Here is a 17,817-nt window from a genome sequence, read left to right as displayed (position 1 = left end):
CACGAGCCCATGGCCGTCATCGACGCCCACGCCCACATCTACCCGGATAAAATCGCCTCGCGCGCCGTCGACGCCATCGGGGACTTCTACGTCATCGACATGTACGGCGAAGGCACGGTGGAGCACCTGCTGGCCTCGAAGGAGCGTGCGCCCATCACGCACTTCATTGTGCATTCGGTGGCCACCACGCCGGGCAGCGTGGAAACCATCAACAATTTCATCGCCGAGCAATGCCGGCTGCATCCTGAGTTCATCGGTTTCATGACCATGCACCAAGATTACCCGGATCCCGAAAGGGAAATCGAGCGGGCCATCGGCCTGGGTCTGCACGGCATGAAGCTGCACCCCGACACGCAGCATGTGAATATGGACGACCCGCGCCTTATGAACGTGTACGAAATCATAGAAGGCCGCGTGCCTATCGTGCTGCATACCGGCGACTACCGATACGACTATTCGCATCCACAGCGGCTGTTGAACGTCCTGAAGACGTTCCCCGACCTTGTGGTGGATGCCGCGCATTTCGGCTGCTGGTCGCGCTACGACGTAGGCTACGACATCCTGCACAACGAGAATCTGTTCGTGGACGCGTCCAGTTCGCAGTTCTTCCTGGGACAACGCCGCACCGTGGAGTTGGCGCGCATGTGGGGCACCGACCGCATCATGTTCGGGTCGGACTTCCCCATGTGGGATCCCGCCGCCGAATACGACCAGTTCGTTACCGCAGGTTTCAGCGAAGACGAGCTGGAGAACATGCTTTGGCACAACGCCGAGCGGTTCGCCGGCGTGAAGGTGGGGTAGCCGAGAAACCGCGCTTTCGTAAAAGAGGGCCCGCAGAATTGCGAGCCCTCTTTTTGATGCGCGTTATTCGTCTTCGCCCTCCGGCAGGTCTTCCAGCACAAGGCGAATCTTGTCAATGCGGTGGCGGTCCATGTCCACAACGGTGAACGACGCCTTCTTGCCGCCGCCTTCGACCGACACCGAGTCGCCTTCGTCGGGAATTCGGTCGAACAGCGTGAGCAGCAAGCCGCCCGCCGTTTCGCACTCCTCCGACTCGACGGGCTTGAAGCCGATCAGATCGCCCACCTCATCGATAGGCAGCGAACCGTCCACCAGGTAGCTGCCGTCTTCCATGTTCACCACTTCGTCGGTGTCGCCGTGCTGGTACTCGTCGTCGATGCGACCCACGATCTGTTCCATGATGTCGCTCATGGTAACGATGCCGGCAGTACCACCGTGCTCGTCGATGACCACCGCGATCTTGGTACGCTTTTCCTGCAGCGTCTGCAGCAGCTTGGCGATGGGCACGCCCTCGGGGACGGCCTGAATCGTTCGAATGCGCAGGTCGTCCACCGTTGCATGCTCAGACAGCGTGTACAGGTCCTTCACATGCACGAAGCCCACGATGCGGTCCTTCGTCCCGCGGCATGCCGGGTAGCGCGTGTACTTATAACGCTGCACCAGCTGCATGTTCTCCTCGAGCGAATCCTCCAGGTCGATGCAGATGAGGTCGGTGCGCGGGGTCATGATAGCCTCGGCGTCCTTGTCGCCCAGGTCAAAAATGTTGTCCACGTAGGCGTTCTGCTCGGGATCGATCAGACCGCTTTCGGTGCTCTCGTCGATCAGCAGCTTGATTTCTTCGTCGGTGTACACCTCGTGCTCGCTGGCTGCATCATGGCCGAGCATTTTCATGACGCCGTTCGTAATGGTGTTGAACAGCCACATGACCGGGTAGGTCAGACGGTAGAACCACACAAGCGGCGTGGCCGTGAGCAGGGAGTACTTTTCAGTTGAGAAAATGGCGAGCGACTTCGGAATAAGCTCGCCCACCACGATGTGCAACGCCGTGATGATGATGAAGCCAACGGCGATGGCGATAGCGTGAATGGCGGCCTCGGGCAGACCGAACGCCGAAAGCAGCGGAGAAATGAGCGCGGAAACGGCAGGTTCGCCCAGCCAGCCCAGCGCGAGCGAGGCAAGGGTGATGCCCAGCTGGCAAGCGGAAAGGTACGCGTTAACGTTGTCAGCGACCAATTTGGTGTACTTGGCGCCGGGACGACCCTCTTCGACAAGGATCTCAACCTGGGATTTGCGCACGCGAACGAGCGAAAACTCGGCGGCGACGAAAAACGCATTCATGATGAGAAAGAACAGGACAAGAAAAAGGCTTAACGCAACAGGCATTAAAGCTGGTCTCCTTAGGTTCGGTTGTCAATGTCTGCTGAAGGCGGTTTCCTAGGCCACCTGCCAAGCAGCGCTTTTGCTGTCCCTACTATTTGTACCAGTTCGCAGGAGAGCCTGAGTGAAAAACTACGCTTTATACAGAAGTGTTACCAAAGGACAACCAGGGGCCGCAAGGGCATGGGCCGCGGCGCGGGTCGCAGGTCGCGGGTTCGGGGCCGGGCGCGGGTCGCGGGTCCGAGCGCACGACGAAGAACGCATTGTCGCCCGAAACGTACGGTTTTCGCGGCAAAACCGTACGTTTCGGGCGACAATATCCCTGCAGCGGCGCCGACAGCCTCCGCCGTGCCCGGCGCGCAGCCCCGCCGCGCCCGATGCGCGTACCCGACACCCGCGCCCGGCGCGGCGCGGCGCCCATCACGCACGAGCGCCGTCGGACCCCGCAAGGTCCGACGGCGCTCGCTTCGCTTCGTCGTATACTAGGCGCGCGCTAAATCTCCCGCGTCAGCAGACTGCGAGGGCGCCCCGGCTGAAGCAACTCCCTCCCCAGCGGCACCCTCAACAGGCGAGTCGCCCTGGATAGAATCAGCCGCCCCCGGATCTCCCTCCACTTTGATGTTTTTGGGCAACACCAGGTTCGCCACTACGGCAACCAGGAATACCATGGCCACGCAGTTCTGCGCGAACACGCTTTGGATCAGCTCCGGGAACACCGCGAACAAGTCCGCCACCTGCGTAAAGCCAATGCCAACCGCCAGCGAAAGCGCGGCGATCAAGATATTGCGCTGCGTGAAGCCCGCCCGCGCGATCATCTGAAAACCGCTCACGATAATGTTGCCGAACATCATGATGGTGCAACCGCCCAGCACCGCCTCGGGCAAAGACGAGAACACCGCGCTGATGACCGGCAGGAACGCCGCCAAAATCATGATGGCCGCACCCGTGGCGATAGCCTTGCGGTTCACAACCTTCGTCATGGCCACCAGGCCGACGTTCTGCGAGAACGACGTGATGGGCAGGCACCCGAAGCACGCCGACAACGAGCTGACGAAACCGTCGCAAGCGATCGAGCCCGAAAGCTCCTTCTCTTTGACCTCGCGGTTCAGGCCCACCATGGTAAGGGCCGACGTGTCGCCGATGGTCTCGGTAGCCGACACCAGGAAGATCAGCGTCACCGAAACGATGGCGCCCAGATTAAACTCCGGAGCAAACGGCATGAACTGGGGGAATGCGAACAAGCTAAGCCCCTCGAAGCCGCTGAAGTCGACCGCGCCCAGCACCAACGCAACCACATAGCCAATGATCAGGCCGAACAAAACCGACAACTGCTTGGTCTTGCCTTTGGCCAGAACCTGAAACACCAGACACGAAACAAGCGAGATGGTTCCCAGCAGCAAGTTTTGCGGAGAACCGAAGTCCGGCGCGCCGTTGCCGCCGCCGAACGAAGCAGCGCCCACGCCCAAAAGCGAGAACCCGATGGACGTCACCACCACCGCCGCAACGATGGGCGATATGATGCGACGCCAATACCGCGCGAACAGGCCCAAAACGCCCTCGATGATGCCACCGATGATGATGGCGCCAATAGCCACGTTGTAGCCGTACGTAGCCACGATGCCGCACAGCACCGTCACGAAGGTGAAGCTGATGCCCATGACAATAGGCAATCCCGACCCCACACGCCACAACGGGAACAGCTGAATGAGCGTGCCGATGCCCGCAATCAGCATGGCGCTTTGGATGAGCGTGCCGGTCTGCCCGTCGCTCAAGCCGGCGGCGCTGGCCACGATGACGATGGGCGCGAGGTTGGCGACGAACATCGCAAGGATGTGCTGAACGCCAAAAGGAACGGCTCGAAGCAGGGGGATGTCGCCGTCAAGCTTGAACAGGTTCTCGGTTGCGAACGTCTTCATCGGCGAAACCCGATCTCGCCCGTTTCCGGATCCATGCTCTCGACGATGGCAAGCGACTCCAGGCGATACCCGCGTTCGCGCAGATCGGCGCCGCCCGGCTGGAAGCCCTTCTCGACCGCGATGCCAATGCCCTCGACCGTTGCGCCCGCTTCGTCCACAAGCTCGATCAGCCCGTTCAGCGCGCACCCGTTAGCCAGGAAGTCGTCGATGATCAAAACGTGGTCGTTCGGCCCCAAGAACTTTTTGGACACGATGACGTCGTACACGCGACCGTGCGTGAACGACTGGATGCACGTGGTGTACATCTCGCCATCCAGGTTGATCGACTGAGCTTTCTTCGCAAACACCACCGGCACCCCGAAATGCCGAGCAACCACGCAGGCTATTCCAATGCCGGAAGCCTCGATGGTAAGAATCTTCGTTACGGGAGCATCAGCGAACAGCCGCTTGAACTCGGCGCCCATCTCATCGAAGAGATCAATGTCCAGTTGATGGTTCAGGAAGCTGTCCACCTTCAGGACGCCCTCCGACTTCACCACCCCATCACGCCTGATGCGTTCCTCCAGCAGTTCCACGTTCTCCTCCGTACTTGCACGATTGTCCGTCGCGCAGCACAAAGCCGCGCGTTCCCTTACCATGCGGCCACCAGCCGCATTTCTACTGCGAACCAGTGTAAAGGAACGCGCGCACTCGAACGCGGAAAATTAGATAACAACCTGCCCGGTTGCGATCAGAACGATGGAAACCGCCGCAGCCAAAAGGATGACGGCCACCACCACTTTGTCGCGCAGGCTTACCAGATAAGGCTCGTTGCGCTCTTTTTTGCCCTTGATGTACATCAGGATGCCCGGCGCGTACAAAAGCGACATGATGGTAAGGCCCACCGCCCCGCTCGCCCACGCCAAAAAGAAGCTGTACAGCACGCCGATGATTCCGAAAATGCGCCACAAAACGATGTTGCCGCCGATGCGGCCCTTGAATGCCCCGGGCTCGGTGAACGTGATCTTGGCGAAGTACGCCGCCGACAACAAGTACGGAAGCAGGATCATTCCCGCCGAAAGCGTGTAGAAGAATTGGTAGGTGCTGTCCGAGAACAGCATGAGAACCAGGAACACCTCGATGATAATGTTCGTGACCACCAGCGTCACGATAGGCGCGCCCTTTTTGTTGGTCTTCGCGAACGCCTTGATGAACACGCCCTGCTCGGCGGCCTCATACGGGGACTCGCTCGACAGCACCGTGTATCCCAGCATGGCCCCCACCAGCGACAGCACAACGCCGCCGTTGATGAGCATGGCGCCCCACGGGCCAACGGCGTACTCCATGACGCCCGCCAAAGCCGGGTTCTCCAGCTGGGCAAGCTGGGAAAGCGGCATCACGCCCATGCTGAGCATGCTGACCATCAGGTAGATTGCCAACACGCACACGAACGCGATAATAGTGGCCTTGCCTACGTCGCGCTCTTTCTTGGCGCGCCCGGAAATGGCCACGGCGCCCTCGATGCCCACGAACACCCAGATGGTGATCATCATAGTGCTGCTCACCTGGTCGAAGAAGGGAAGCCCCGGATCGGAACCCGTGGTGAGGTTGGCCATGAACACCGCCGGATCGAACTTCTGCAAGAAGATGATGGCCGTGATGGCGACGAAAATAGGCACGAACTTGCTGATGGTGATGACGGCGTTCACGCCCGTAGCCTCCTTGATGCCGCGCGACACCAAGAACACGTAGAACCAGATGAGAACGCTGGCCCCGATCACGGAAGGCAGATTGGTTCCACCGCCGAAAATGGGGAAGAAGTACGAGAGGGCGCCGAACAGCAGCGCAGAGAAGCTGACCGTGCACAAAAGCGCACTGATCCAGTAGCCCCACGCGCTGTTGAACCCCAGAAAGTCGCCGAAACCGGCGCTTGCGTAGCTGTAAATTCCACCCTTTAGCTGAGGCTTTATGCGAGAGAGTGCATAAAACGTCATCACCAGGCACAGCACGCCGATACCGGAAATGCTCCATGCCGTAAGGATAGCCGCGCCGCTTGCGCCGCCAGCGGCCTGATCGCCCGCCAGCGTGAATACACCGCCGCCGACAATCAGCGTAATAACAGTAGTGACCAGGCGAAATATTCCTAAGTTGCCATGAATTTGCGGCGATCCAGAGGACCCGTCCGCTCCTGTAATGCTGCCAGATCCCGCCGCAGAAGTTGATGCGGCCGCGTGATTCGCTGCGGGTGCGCTCATGAAATCCCCGTTCCTCTTTGTACAATACCGTGCATCATACCCCACTGCATCGCTTTCCGAACAGACGGTTATGCAACATTTTGGATAAAGCTATTCGACCGCTGTCCGACCAACAAGCACGTTCGCCAGAACCGAGCGGTTGAGATCGCATCCTATGCCGTATGGGTTGCCTTCCCGGTTCAACGTGACCAGGCCGCGTTCAGCCGTGTACGGAGGATCGGTCACGTCATGCGAGAAATATCGAGCGGTCGACCCTATGTCTCCCGGCGCCGTAACGTTGGGCAGCGTCTGGAACGCAGCATGCAGACGCTTGGAGATACCCGTGTCGTACATGCCCCCCATCCATACGTCTATGCCGCGCTCAGCCGCTGCGTTCACAAAATCGAGCGCAGGCTGCACGCCTCCGAACTTGCCGATCTTCACGGCATAGCATTTCAGTTCGGGGTGCGAAAGCGCGCGGGCAAGATCCGCCGGACGGGCAATCGACTCGTCAAGGCACAACGGGGTTCGCATGGTTCTTTGCAGCCGCGCCAGCCGGGTGAAGATATCTGAGGAATCCGACCCCGAAACGCGACGGGGATCAAGCGGCTCCTCGATCCAAGCCACGTTGCAAGCGTCGAGCGCGCGCAGCTCGTCCGCATCGCGATCGGAAAAACTCTGGTTCGCATCAAGCGTAATGGCGAGGTCGGGGAACGCCTCGCGCACCGCGCGCACGCATCCAAGCGTACCAGGAGCCACCTTCAGCTTCACGCGCCGGTAGCCCGCCTCCACGCAACGGCGCGCCGAGGCCACCGTGTCGGCTTCGGAGGCCAACCCCAAAACCGCCCCGGCGGAAACGGAGGCGGACAGCGGTCCCCCGATGCGCGGCGACTTCTTGTTCGACCCGCCTATGAGCTGCCACAACGGCTTGCCGACTATCTTGCCGTACAAATCCCACAGGGCAGGCTCCATGGCGCCGCACGCCAAGGGAAACGAAGCCGATTCAGGCTGCGTGGCAAACAGGGCGGATGCCTCGCTTGGATGGAGCATCGTCGCGCGCAGCACAAGGGGCGCCAGCACGTCCCGCAGAATCCGCGCATCCTGATCAAGCGTTTCCGGTAGATACCAGTCCGTCGGGAACGCGACGCACTCGCCCAACCCGGTACGGCCGGCATGGTCGGTCACTTCCACGATGATGGACTCGCGCTGGGCCATCACGCCCTTCGGAGTTTTAAAGGGGCGCTCGAAAGGCAGGCGAATGCGGTGCAGGGTTACGCGCACCACCTCGATGCGCTGGTCGTACAGCCTTTCGAGGGCAGCGCGGTCCACCTTGCCAATGCCGCTGCGCGGAAACTCGTCAAGCACGCACACGTGCTTCGGCAGGTACAGCTTCGAGAGCCGCGGCGCCAGATGAGCGCGCACGGCATGCGCGAATCGGCAGTTGTCCAGCGCAGACGACCTTGATGCCTCCTGCGCCCGTTCGCGCTCCACGAACGCCACGGGTCGGCGCCCCCATCGCTCGTCGGGAACCCCGAACACATGCGCATCGGCGACCCCCGGAACGCGCAGAAGCCGTTCCTTGATCTCGGCGGGATAGATGTTCTCCCCGCCCGAGACGAACATGTCCTCGGTACGCTCCTTCACGTAGATGGAGCCCTGGTACATGGCGGCGGTATCGCCCGTGAGGAAGTACCCGTCCACCGTATGAGCTGCGCGGGCGTTCAGGTACCCCGCGAACACACCGGGACCCTTCACCGCCAAACGGCCGAAGCCATCCTCGCCCGGATCGACAATGCGGGCCTTGTAACCGGGAAGCAGGCGCAGCCCGCCTTGGAACGAAGACGTGACCTGGGCGTGGGCAATCTGGCTTGAAGTCTCGGTCATGCCGTAGCTTGCGTACACGCGAAGACCCAGCGCACAGGAGCGCTCGAGCGTTTGCGGGTTCGTTGCTCCGCCGCCCAAAAGAATGCAGGCGTAGCGCTTCAGCGTTTCCGCACGGCCCGAAGCAAGCAGATCCTGCAGCATCTTGTCCACCACCGACACGTGCGTAGCGCCCTTGCTTGCAGCGTCGCCCAACAGGCGGTCGGGATCGAAACGGCGGTACAGCACGAAGCTGTTGTTGTTCAAAAAGCTGCGAACCACCACCTGGAACCCGCCTATGTGGTACAGCGGCAGCGCGGCCTGCCACAGCCCTTCGGCCCGACGGTTGAGGGCGGTGTTGGATATCTCCGAGGAACGGCACACGTTATCCCAGGTGAGAGGTACTGCTTTTGCGCGGCCGGTCGTTCCCGAGGTGAACATGATCACGGCTCGCATGCTGGAATCGAACACGTGCGCGGCATGCTCGGCAAAGTGGATGATGCCCTCAAGAGCATCTTGGCGAGCAACGGCGTCGCGTCGACGGGCGGAAGCCCTGCCCGTACCCGCCCTTCCCAGGGCCTTCGTCGAGCGAGCCTCGGCCGAAGCGGCCGCAACAAGCGTGGAGAACGTCGGTCGACTCGGCCGAGCGGCAGCGCGCGACGCAGGCGACGCGGTCGATTCTTCGCCGGCAAGAAGCGCCGACGCCCGATCGAGTACGCGCTTCACGTTGCCCTCGTCGATACGTGCGGCGATGCGCACATCGGACGTGCGCTCCACCTCCATGACGCGACTCATCTTCTCGGCGCTTGTCAAACGGTTGTTGAGCGCGATCAGCGTGAAGCCGCCGTACGCAGCGGCCAGCATAAGGAACACGTACGCAGGGCAGTTCGGCAGATCGACGACAAGGCAGTCCCCCGGATTCGCTCCATGGGACTGCAAGTTGCGCGCGATGGCCGCAGACAGCATCCGCGTTTCGCGATACGAAAACGACAGCTCCGCACCCGCTTCGTCAACGTACGTGAAGCACGTACGTTGCGGGCACTGCCGCACCATGCTTTCAAATGCGCCGATCATCGCCGCACTCCGCCCCGCCTCTCAAGCACTTCGTCGCTGGCCGCAACGGCCAGGCACTATCATCGCGCCTGGCGCGCAAACGCCGCCGCACGCCAGGATTCACCATCTTAGGGAAACTTCGGGAACTGAGTGAAGTCGGGCGCGCGATGCTCCTTGAACGCGTCGCGACCTTCCTTCGCCTCGTCCGTAGTGTAATACAGAAGCGTCGCATCGCCGGCAAGCTGCTGAATGCCCGCCAAGCCGTCGGTGGCCGCGTTGAACGACGCCTTCATGAATCGCAGAGCCGTGGGGCTGAACTGCAGCATTTCGCGCGCCCAGCTCACGCACTCCTGCTCGAGCTGGTCGAAGGGAACCACCTTATTGACCAGGCCCATGTCCAAAGCCTCGGCCGCCGTGTACTGCCGACACAGGTACCAGATTTCGCGCGCCTTCTTCTGGCCTACGATGTTGGCCAGATAGCCCGCGCCGTAACCAGCGTCGAAACTGCCGACCTTCGGACCCGTCTGGCCGAACTTGGCCGTTTCGGCCGCAATGGACAGGTCGCACAGAATATGCAGCACGTGACCGCCGCCGATGGCATAGCCGTTGACCATGGCGATAACGGGCTTGGGGACAACGCGGATGAGGCGCTGCAGGTCAAGCACGTTGAGGCGCGGGATGTTGTCCTCGCCCACATAGCCGCCGTTGCCGCGAATCTTCTGGTCGCCGCCGGAGCAGAACGCCTCGTCTTCGGGACGGCCGCCGTGGTTCGCGCCCGTCAGGATGATGACGCCGACCGAAGCGTCGTCGCGTGCCACGCTGAACGCGTCGTAAAGCTCCGTAACGGTGAGCGGAGTGAAGGCGTTGCGACGTTCGGGCCGGTTGATGGTGATTTTGGCAATGCCGTCGCACGTCTCGTACACGATTTCTCGATACGATTTGCCCGCCTGCCACGCAGTATCGCTCATGGCCGTCCTTTCATTACGCGCTCGATCAGCCGAGCACGCCGTATGGGAGGTTTTCGGTTGGATTGGCTTATAGTAACGCGTAATGGGAAAAGGCGCACGTCTCCGCAGAATATCTCCGGAAAGAAACGACGCAACCTGGGGAATCGGCGGAAAACGCCCGCCGTCGCGCACAAGCCAGGCCGCCGGGGCGAGCCGCGCGCCGAGCAGCGCCCGTTCGACCGCTCTCGCAAGCCCTCCGCTACCACGCGCTGTCAGAACCGCCGGGGCCTGCTGGCAGCGCCGGAACGCGCTGTCGCACGCCGCGTCCTGCCGTCGCCGCACGCCGCTGCCGCGCCTTGTTGGCGGCAGGGCGCCCTGTCAGAACCGTCGCACCCCGTCAGCGGCAGCGCCCAGCCGCAACCCTGCACCCGGAAAGAGGCTTGCGCACGAAAAACCGCCCTCGCTGGCAGGTTTTGACGGTTTGAGGTCGATTGATCTGGCAAGGCAGGTGCTCTGGAAAAGGCAGCCTGGCAGATCAAGGCTGTGAGCAGGCAAAACGAAAAGCAGGTCGAACTCTGGCAAACACGCTGCTCGACTCGACGACCTCAAACCGTCAAAACCTGCCAGCGACAGGGGTTTTTCGTGCGCGCTCCCCATACGCGGAGCAGGCGGACGGTCGGCAAGGGAGCAGAGGCGCGGCCGATCGAGCTGGCTCAGGACGTCGCCGACCGCTGGCGCAAGGGCGCGCAGGAGCAGGGGCACCGGGAGGCGCGCACCCCCTCCCCCATGGGCGCACCCGTAAACACCGCGCCTCCCGCGCGAGCGGACGCTTCGCACCTACGCCGCAAAGCAAAAACCAACAACGCTATGCGCGCGGCCTGAGGGGCGCGGGCGCCAGGAACGCCTCGACGCATCGAACGAAATCCGCGGGCGCCTCCAGATGCACGTTGTGTCCCGAACCTTGAACTACCTCGACGGCAACGTCGGGAACGCAGCGCAGCTCTTCGGACAGCGCACAGTACTTCCGATCGAGCGACCCGGTCAGATACTGAACCGAAACTCCCTGGTCGCAAACAGTAGCCAGCGCGGAAAGCACCTCTTTGCGCGTTGGCATAGAATGCTGGCCGGCATGCTCGAACGTACGCGCAAGCGCCTCCGCGTCATTAGCGAGCCGTCCGGCGCGCACGTGCGACCGCACGTTCGGGGGCAAACGTCGTTGGGAAGCGAACAGCGGAAGACGCTCCCATGCATCCATGAACGCCTTCAGGCCCTGCTCCCGCAAGCGGGAGGCATTGGCCGCATCGCGATCTGCCGCACAAGCACGATCGGCATCGGTGGCGAATCCGAGCCCAGCGCTTTCCAGAACAAGCGAGCTCACCGTACGAGAGAACGCTTCCGGCTGTCCAACCAGGGAAGACAGTGCAATACGACCGCCCATCGAATACCCGATCACCGCAGGGCGGCGCCCGCCGTTTTCCGCCGCCGCGTGCGCGGCAAACGAAAGCAGAGCCTCCCCCTGAGCTTGCAGCGCATAGGAAAACGAATCCGCAGGAGCGGCCGACCCTCCATGTCCAACCAGGTCAAGCGCATATACCATGCGATGGCAAGCAAGCAAGGGGGCAACTTGATCCCACGAGTCGGCGCTCTGGGAAAACCCATGAAGCAAGATAACCGGGGGAAGCGACCGGCAAGCCCCCGTCCAGATCAGGTAGCGGTAGCGCACGCCGCGCACATCGAAGCTGCTCTCATGCTGCAAAACCCCGCTCATCGCATCTCCGAACTCGTGCTGCAAGACTTCGCTCATCGCACCTCCGAACCGCATGGCGCAAGCGGGCATCTGAACCGGTTCAACAGGCTGGACCGGCGCAGCGCACGCGCATCGGCCCCCATTAGGAAAGATTCCAATACGGCGCGTATCGCTCCCGCAGGCCTTCCAGGGGAACCGGAACCTCGATCAGACTGATACCGGGAACGCCAAGACATGCCCGGTACGCTTCGTCGAACTGCGAAACGGTCTCGGCGCGTCGATAGGGCACGCGAAACGCTTGCGCAGCGGCGGCGAAATCGACGTCTTGCGGGGTGAGGAACAGCCGCTCGAAGTAGTCCTCGTCGGATTTCTGGGGCAGCATGTCGAAGATGCCGCCGCCGTTGTTGTTGAGCAGCACGATCACGATGCTGGGCGAACCGCCGCCCTGCGCCGCTTGAACGCGCAGCTCGCGTTGCAGGGCAAGGGCGTTCACGTCGTGCAGCAGGGTAAGATCGCCCGTGAGCAGCGTCGTTTGCGCGAACGATTGAGCAGCGCCCAGCGCCGTGGACACCGTGCCGTCGATACCGTTCAACCCGCGATTGCACAGCACCGTCAAGGACTTGTTGCCCTTGAGGCAGAACGTGTCCACGGCACGCACGCTCATGGAGTTGGCTGCGAACAGGCACGATCCGGAGGGCGTAAGCTCCACGACGCGCCGCACGAACGCGCCCTCGAAGCCCGCCTCGACGGAGTCAGCCGCAAGCAAGCAGCTTCGCGCCGCATCGTTCGCGGCCTTCCAAGCGCCTGCGAAATCCCGCTGCCGATCCGAAGGCTCATGATCGATGGTCCCCAGGTCGCAAGCCACGCGCAACGACCCCGCGAACTCGACCGGCTTGCAACGCACGAACAGATCGGTGGCCGCATTGCAATCGCGCGTTTCAAGCGGATCGACGACAATCTGCATCGGGCGAAGCGACGCCACCATCTGCGTCGCCTTCTTCGACACCGGGAAGCGCCCGAAGCGGATAACCGCCTGCGGAGCGCGCTCTTCGGGGACCGACCCGCCAACGCCGAACAGAGAATCGTAGTTGTCGATCACCACGTTATCCGCAAAGCAGCGCAGGCCGGAAAGCGGATCTGCCAAAACGGGGAGGTCGAACGCCTCGGCCCACGCAAGCACCTTGCGCGCCTCGAACTCCGTTGCGCACGAGCCTTCCCCCGCCAACACGAGCGTGCGGCGGTTGGCAAGCAACGAAGAAACGCGTGCGGCATCTTGCATGCCGAACGATGCACGCGGACGCATGACCCCGAACGCCTCCGACAAAGATCTGCCGACGTCAAACACCCCTTCCGTGGAAAGGTCGGGCTTGAGCGGTTCGTCGAACGGAAAGTTGAGGTGCACGGGGCCGCCCCAGCATGCTGCCGCCAATCGGGGGCTTTCATCGGGAAGCACCCCTTCGCCCAGAGACGCGATGCACGCTTCGCGCGCCGCCTGGCGGGCAAAACCCACGGCCGCAGGGTCGGCGGAGGGCAGGGGCATCTGCCTGAACGCGCGAACATGGCTGCCGTACGCATTGAGCTGGTCGCACGTTTGCGGCGCGCCCAATCCCTGCAGGCGCGGCGGGCGGTCGCCCGTTAAAACGATCAGCGGCACGCGCGAGGACTCCGCCTCAAGGACGGCGGGATAGTAGTTCGCCACCGCCGACCCCGACGTGCACACCACGGCGACCGGCCGGCCGGTCGCCTTCGCCAGGCCAAGCGCGAAAAACGCAGCCCCGCGCTCATCGACGTCGACGAACACCCGCATGCGCTCGGGCGCGCGGCGCGACAGCTCGTACGCGGTCATCGAAAGCGGCGTAGAACGAGACCCGGGGCTCACCACCACGTCTCGCACGCCCCAGCAACTGAGCTCGTCGAAAAACGCCGCCAAAAACTCCACGCCGCCGAGATAGCAAGACGAAGCCGCCGGCTTATACTCGGACGAAACGAGGCGCTGGCCCCGCCCTTTCGCCTCGCTCATGCCTGGCTCCCTTCAAAGGCGCTGAGGACCGTCTTCAGCTTCATGCCGATCTCATCGTACTCATCGTCGGCATCGCTACCAGCCACGATGCCGCAGCCAGCGTACACCCAGCCTATCTCGCCGTCGAACACGCCCGTGCGCAACGCAACGGAAAACTCGCCGTCGCCTGCACCATCAACGTACCCGCACGCCCCCGCGAAAAAGCCCCGGTTGTACTCCTCGATGCGCCGAATGAGCATCTGGGCCTCGCCCACCGGTGTGCCCGCAACCGCCGGGGTTGGGTGCAGGTCGCCCATCATCGTCCACAGGTCAACGCCCTCGAGCATGCGAGCGCGCGCGGGCGTGAACAGGTGCTGCACGTGCGTAAGCGGCAGAATGCCCGGGTTGGCGGGCACGTCCACGTCGTAGCACGTGCGGCGGAACACTTCGCGGATGAACCGAACCACGTAGTCGTGCTCCGCCCGGTTCTTCTGGTCGCCCATCAGCGCATCGGCCAGATGGGCGCGCTCCTGCTCCGTCGCGCCGGCCGGGCACGTACCGGCCAGGCACATGCTCTCCACTTCGGCACCGCGCTTGCGCACGAGCAGTTCAGGCGTGCAGCCGCAGAAGAACACGTCGGCGTACCGGTACAGGAGCACCGTGCCGCGAGCCTCGCCGTCAATGAGATTGACCAGCAGATCCTTTGACGAAAAGAGGCGGTCGGCAACCAGCTTCTGTCGGCGGGACAGCACCACTTTGTCCACGCGTCCTTGCTCGATAGCAGCCAGGCCGGCGCCCACGGCTTCGCGCCATGCCTCGCGCGAGTCGGGCTCCACGCGATAGGGAATGGTTTCGCGGCGGCGCTTGGGGGCCGAAAGAGCCTGGCGCTCGAAGCGCTCGATGCGCCCGGCATACACGGGGCCGAGCGAATTCACCTGCAAATGCACGCCCTCTTCGGTTTCTATCAGCACGATTTCCGGCAACATGAACCGCAAGCGAGGAAAGGCCTCGAACAGCTCGTCGGTAGGCGACGGATTCTCGGCATCGAAACGGTTGAAGGAAAAGAACACGGGTTGCTGCGCTGCGGGACCTTCAAGATCGCACTCCACGTCAGCCAGCGACGGCAGCGCAATGCACCGGCCCAGTCCCATGAAACGAACCGGTCGATCCTTGCGGTAATACACGAACTGATCGGTGAACCCCTTCTGAAGCACGCAAAACGCATCCACCATATCGGCCTCGATCGGCTTCGTGTACGAGTAAACCCGCGTCATGGCGCCTCCATCCGTGACTATCCGAAAAGGTTTCGGACCTGCTTCATTGTTGCTACAACCATGGCATTCTAGCACGACCCCTCTATACTGACGGAAGGCGCTTGGCAGAGTCACGCAAGCTACCGCTTTTCAGCAGAAAGGACAACCATGAAGAAGTTCTTAGAGGAATTCAAGGAGTTCATCAACAGGGGCAACGTGATGGATCTTGCCGTAGCGGTGGTTATCGGCGCCGCATTCACCGCCATCGTCAACTCCGTGGTACAAGACCTTATCATGCCTATCGTGTCCGCATTCATCGGCGGCGTCGATTTCTCCGACATGAAGCTGTTCATTCCCCTGGGTGCCGGAGATTCGGCCATCGCGTACGGAAACTTCATCAGCGCAGTTATCCAGTTCCTGATAATCGCGCTGGTGGTGTTCCTTATTGTGAAGGCGCTGAACAAGATGCAGTCGTTTGCGCAGCGCGGGAAGACCGTCGAGGAAACGAAGGCCCCGCATTGCCCGTACTGCCTGGAAGAAGTGGCGGAAGGGGCAACCCGCTGCGCCCATTGCACCGCAGAACTGCCCGAGCCGGCAAAACCGACCATCGTTGCAAAGTAGGCGCATCGCGCGCCGCTTCCGCAACCGCAAGGCAACCGCCGAACGGGGCGCAGGGCGCGCAAGATCCGCGCGCTACGCCCCTTCAACCTCGGATTCAACCTCGACTTCGTCGGTAACCTTGCGCAGCACCAGAAAGCCCACGATGCCCGCAATGAGCGACGCCGCCAGAATGGCCGCCTTCGCCACCGCGATGGTAGCGGCGTCAACGAACGCCAGGTTCGTTACGAAGATGGCCATGGTGAACCCCACGCCGCCCAGCACCGACACGCCAACGATGTGACCCCAGTTCACGCCGCGAGGAAGATCGGACAGCTTCAGCTTCACCGTAATCCACGTTGCCAGGAAAATCCCGAGCGGCTTGCCGAACAGCAAACCGCAGAACACGCCGATAGTAACCGGGTTCGTAATGATGGCCATCGGATCCATTCCCACCAGCACCACGCTGGCGTTCGAGAACGCGAACAGGGGCAGGATGAAGAAGTACACGGGAACGTGCAGGTGATGATCAAGCCGCGTGACAGGCGGAATGGACAGGCGCGAAACGCGGCCGATTTCCTTGAGCTCGTTCAGATACTCCTTCTGCACGATGTCGGGCTCGCCTGGGTCGTAGCGCTCGTCGGCGCGTCGCGCGCGGGCTTCGAACCAGCTTGGCGCGCGATCCAGCTTGACCTGCGAGCGCGCCGGTATGGCCAGGGCGAGCAAAACGCCCGCGATAGTGGCGTGCACGCCGGACATGAGGAAGCACACCCACATGAGCAAGCCCACCAGCAGGTAGGGAGGCAGGTCGTAGATGTGCAGGCGATTGAACAAGATGAGCACAGCGAACAGCGCCAAGCCGCCCGCAAGCCACACGATGTTCAGATTGGCCGTATAGAACACGGCGATGACCAAAATGGCGATCATGTCGTCGGCGATGGTCAGCGTAGACAGGAACGATCGCAGCCCCGATGGAATGCGATTTCCCAAAAGGGCAAGGATGCCCAGGCAAAACGCGATGTCGTTGGCCATGGGAACGCCCCAGCCCTGCATTGCGCCGCTACCGGCGTTCACCGCCAAGTAAACAAGCGCGGGCAGCACGGCGCCGCCCGCAGCGGCAACGATGGGAAGCAGCGCCTTGCGGGGGTTCGTCAGCTCTCCCGCCGTCATTTCGAACTTGATTTCCAAACCTACCAGCAAAAAGAAGATCGCCATAAGGAAATCGTTGATGAAGTGCTCCAGCGTAAGATGAGGCGCGAAATCGCCCAGCGAGAACCCGATATTGAACGAATGCCAAAACTCGGCGAAGTACGGAAGGATGGGCGTGTTCTCGATAACGAGCGCGGCCACGGCAGCGGCCAACATGAGCATGGTAGCCCGGGTGGACGAGTGCGTGAACTCCAAAAGCTTGCGACGCCGGCGATGGTGCCCGCGCACTTCGGGTTCCAGGATGCGCTCGGTAGGGGCGCACGAAGGATCGCCGCTCAAGCAAGCGGGAGCCGTCGTATCTTCGGAAGATCCGATCGGCTCGCGCCGCTCGGCTCGGTCGTCTGAAGGCTGCGGGGTTTTCACAGTGGTATCTTTCATCGCGGTCATTGCTTTAGTATACGAAACGAGTCGCAAACAAATGTCGCGACCCGTCAACGAATACGATTTTTTCGCCCGCCGGAAACCCCGAGCGCGCAGCGTGGTACGAAATTGCTAGCAGCCGTTCGCGCAGGCGAACGAGCGCTCGTCGCGCGCGACACCGTGCTTCACGCGATCGTGCTCTTCGGAAGACTTCGCGTCGTTCCAGCGGTCCATGGTGCCCACCAAGTACCCGGTAATGCGACGAATGCGATCGAACGGAACGGGTGCCAATCCGTAGCGAATGCCCACATCCTGACCATCAACTTCAAGATCAAGGCTGGTCACAGAGCTGTTCGGGTGCTGCGCGTTACCGCGATCGATGTAGGCGCGAATCTCCGCGTCGGTAACCGGGGCGTCCGATGCGCTCGCGTATTCGATCGAGACGTCAACGCCGTCGATGGTCTGCTTGGTTGCCTGAGTCATGC

General features: G+C 62.1%; 13 protein-coding genes. 2 read left to right on the top strand and 11 right to left on the bottom strand.

Annotated elements, in window-relative coordinates; all coding sequences use genetic code 11:
• The first annotated feature begins 9 nt into the window (after positions 1–9).
• On the top strand, positions 10–801 hold the full coding sequence (locus tag ACTQZK_RS05050) for an amidohydrolase family protein (RefSeq protein ID WP_418830627.1): 792 nt from the start codon (positions 10–12) through the stop codon (positions 799–801).
• A gap of 63 nt (positions 802–864) precedes the next feature.
• On the opposite strand, the gene ACTQZK_RS05045 is transcribed toward ACTQZK_RS05050, so the two are convergent.
• The 9 genes from ACTQZK_RS05045 to ACTQZK_RS05005 form a co-directional block, all read right to left on the bottom strand.
• Positions 865–2,184, bottom strand: a complete 1,320-nt coding sequence (locus ACTQZK_RS05045) for a hemolysin family protein (RefSeq protein ID WP_114566414.1) — start codon at positions 2,182–2,184, stop codon at positions 865–867.
• Between the two features lie 476 nt (positions 2,185–2,660).
• Positions 2,661–4,094 carry a uracil-xanthine permease family protein gene (locus ACTQZK_RS05040; protein ID WP_225749701.1) on the bottom strand — a complete coding sequence of 478 codons (1,434 nt, stop codon included), beginning with the start codon at positions 4,092–4,094 and terminating at the stop codon, positions 2,661–2,663.
• The gene (locus ACTQZK_RS05035; RefSeq protein ID WP_114566449.1) at positions 4,091–4,669 is read right to left on the bottom strand and encodes a xanthine phosphoribosyltransferase; all 579 of its coding nucleotides are present in this window, start codon (positions 4,667–4,669) and stop codon (positions 4,091–4,093) included. Before ACTQZK_RS05035 ends, ACTQZK_RS05040 begins: the two co-directional genes overlap by 4 nt.
• A 129-nt stretch (positions 4,670–4,798) precedes the next feature.
• A complete protein-coding gene (locus ACTQZK_RS05030; protein WP_225749700.1) occupies positions 4,799–6,328 on the bottom strand; it encodes a basic amino acid/polyamine antiporter in 1,530 nt (509 codons plus the stop codon).
• Positions 6,329–6,418: 90 nt separating this feature from the next.
• On the bottom strand, positions 6,419–9,241 hold the full coding sequence (gene menC / locus ACTQZK_RS05025; RefSeq protein WP_441898704.1) for an o-succinylbenzoate synthase: 2,823 nt from the start codon (positions 9,239–9,241) through the stop codon (positions 6,419–6,421).
• Positions 9,242–9,348: 107 nt separating this feature from the next.
• The gene (gene menB / locus ACTQZK_RS05020; protein WP_114566410.1) at positions 9,349–10,188 is read right to left on the bottom strand and encodes a 1,4-dihydroxy-2-naphthoyl-CoA synthase; all 840 of its coding nucleotides are present in this window, start codon (positions 10,186–10,188) and stop codon (positions 9,349–9,351) included.
• Between the two features lie 844 nt (positions 10,189–11,032).
• A complete protein-coding gene (locus ACTQZK_RS05015; protein ID WP_225749697.1) occupies positions 11,033–11,971 on the bottom strand; it encodes an alpha/beta fold hydrolase in 939 nt (312 codons plus the stop codon).
• A gap of 85 nt (positions 11,972–12,056) precedes the next feature.
• Entirely contained in the window at positions 12,057–13,934 is a 1,878-nt protein-coding gene (menD, locus tag ACTQZK_RS05010; protein ID WP_441898701.1) for a 2-succinyl-5-enolpyruvyl-6-hydroxy-3-cyclohexene-1-carboxylic-acid synthase, read from the bottom strand.
• Positions 13,931–15,187 carry an isochorismate synthase gene (locus ACTQZK_RS05005; protein WP_441898699.1) on the bottom strand — a complete coding sequence of 419 codons (1,257 nt, stop codon included), beginning with the start codon at positions 15,185–15,187 and terminating at the stop codon, positions 13,931–13,933. Before ACTQZK_RS05005 ends, menD begins: the two co-directional genes overlap by 4 nt.
• A gap of 147 nt (positions 15,188–15,334) precedes the next feature.
• On the opposite strand from ACTQZK_RS05005, the gene mscL reads away from it, so the two are divergent.
• Positions 15,335–15,787 (top strand): large conductance mechanosensitive channel protein MscL, encoded by a 453-nt coding sequence (gene mscL, locus ACTQZK_RS05000; RefSeq protein ID WP_418830805.1) that lies wholly within the window; start codon positions 15,335–15,337, stop codon positions 15,785–15,787.
• Between the two features lie 72 nt (positions 15,788–15,859).
• Here the strand turns inward: mscL and nhaA are convergent, their stop codons facing one another.
• On the bottom strand, positions 15,860–17,350 hold the full coding sequence (gene nhaA / locus ACTQZK_RS04995; RefSeq protein ID WP_441898697.1) for a Na+/H+ antiporter NhaA: 1,491 nt from the start codon (positions 17,348–17,350) through the stop codon (positions 15,860–15,862).
• Positions 17,351–17,464: 114 nt separating this feature from the next.
• Positions 17,465–17,815: an anaerobic ribonucleoside-triphosphate reductase gene (gene nrdD / locus ACTQZK_RS04990; protein ID WP_441898695.1), complete on the bottom strand. Its 351-nt coding sequence runs from the start codon at positions 17,813–17,815 to the stop codon at positions 17,465–17,467.
• Between the last annotated feature and the right edge of the window lie 2 nt (positions 17,816–17,817).

The sequence above is a fragment of the Paraeggerthella sp. LCP19S3_G8 genome (genome assembly GCF_052119225.1).
Taxonomy (GTDB): Bacteria; Actinomycetota; Coriobacteriia; order Coriobacteriales; family Eggerthellaceae; genus Paraeggerthella; species Paraeggerthella hominis.
This window is presented reverse-complemented; position numbering and strand designations above follow the sequence as displayed.

Bases quoted from the DNA above. Each gene is read 5' to 3' on its own strand.
- ACTQZK_RS05050 (WP_418830627.1), top strand. From the start codon at position 10: ATGGCCGTCATCGACGCCCACGCCCACATCTACCCGGATAAAATCGCC.
- ACTQZK_RS05045 (WP_114566414.1), bottom strand. From the start codon at position 2,184: ATGCCTGTTGCGTTAAGCCTTTTTCTTGTCCTGTTCTTTCTCATCATG.
- ACTQZK_RS05040 (WP_225749701.1), bottom strand. From the start codon at position 4,094: ATGAAGACGTTCGCAACCGAGAACCTGTTCAAGCTTGACGGCGACATC.
- ACTQZK_RS05030 (WP_225749700.1), bottom strand. From the start codon at position 6,328: ATGAGCGCACCCGCAGCGAATCACGCGGCCGCATCAACTTCTGCGGCG.
- menC (WP_441898704.1), bottom strand. From the start codon at position 9,241: ATGATCGGCGCATTTGAAAGCATGGTGCGGCAGTGCCCGCAACGTACG.
- menB (WP_114566410.1), bottom strand. From the start codon at position 10,188: ATGAGCGATACTGCGTGGCAGGCGGGCAAATCGTATCGAGAAATCGTG.
- ACTQZK_RS05015 (WP_225749697.1), bottom strand. From the start codon at position 11,971: ATGAGCGAAGTCTTGCAGCACGAGTTCGGAGATGCGATGAGCGGGGTT.
- menD (WP_441898701.1), bottom strand. From the start codon at position 13,934: ATGAGCGAGGCGAAAGGGCGGGGCCAGCGCCTCGTTTCGTCCGAGTAT.
- ACTQZK_RS05005 (WP_441898699.1), bottom strand. From the start codon at position 15,187: ATGACGCGGGTTTACTCGTACACGAAGCCGATCGAGGCCGATATGGTG.
- mscL (WP_418830805.1), top strand. From the start codon at position 15,335: ATGAAGAAGTTCTTAGAGGAATTCAAGGAGTTCATCAACAGGGGCAAC.
- nhaA (WP_441898697.1), bottom strand. From the start codon at position 17,350: ATGAAAGATACCACTGTGAAAACCCCGCAGCCTTCAGACGACCGAGCC.
- nrdD (WP_441898695.1), bottom strand. From the start codon at position 17,815: ATGACTCAGGCAACCAAGCAGACCATCGACGGCGTTGACGTCTCGATC.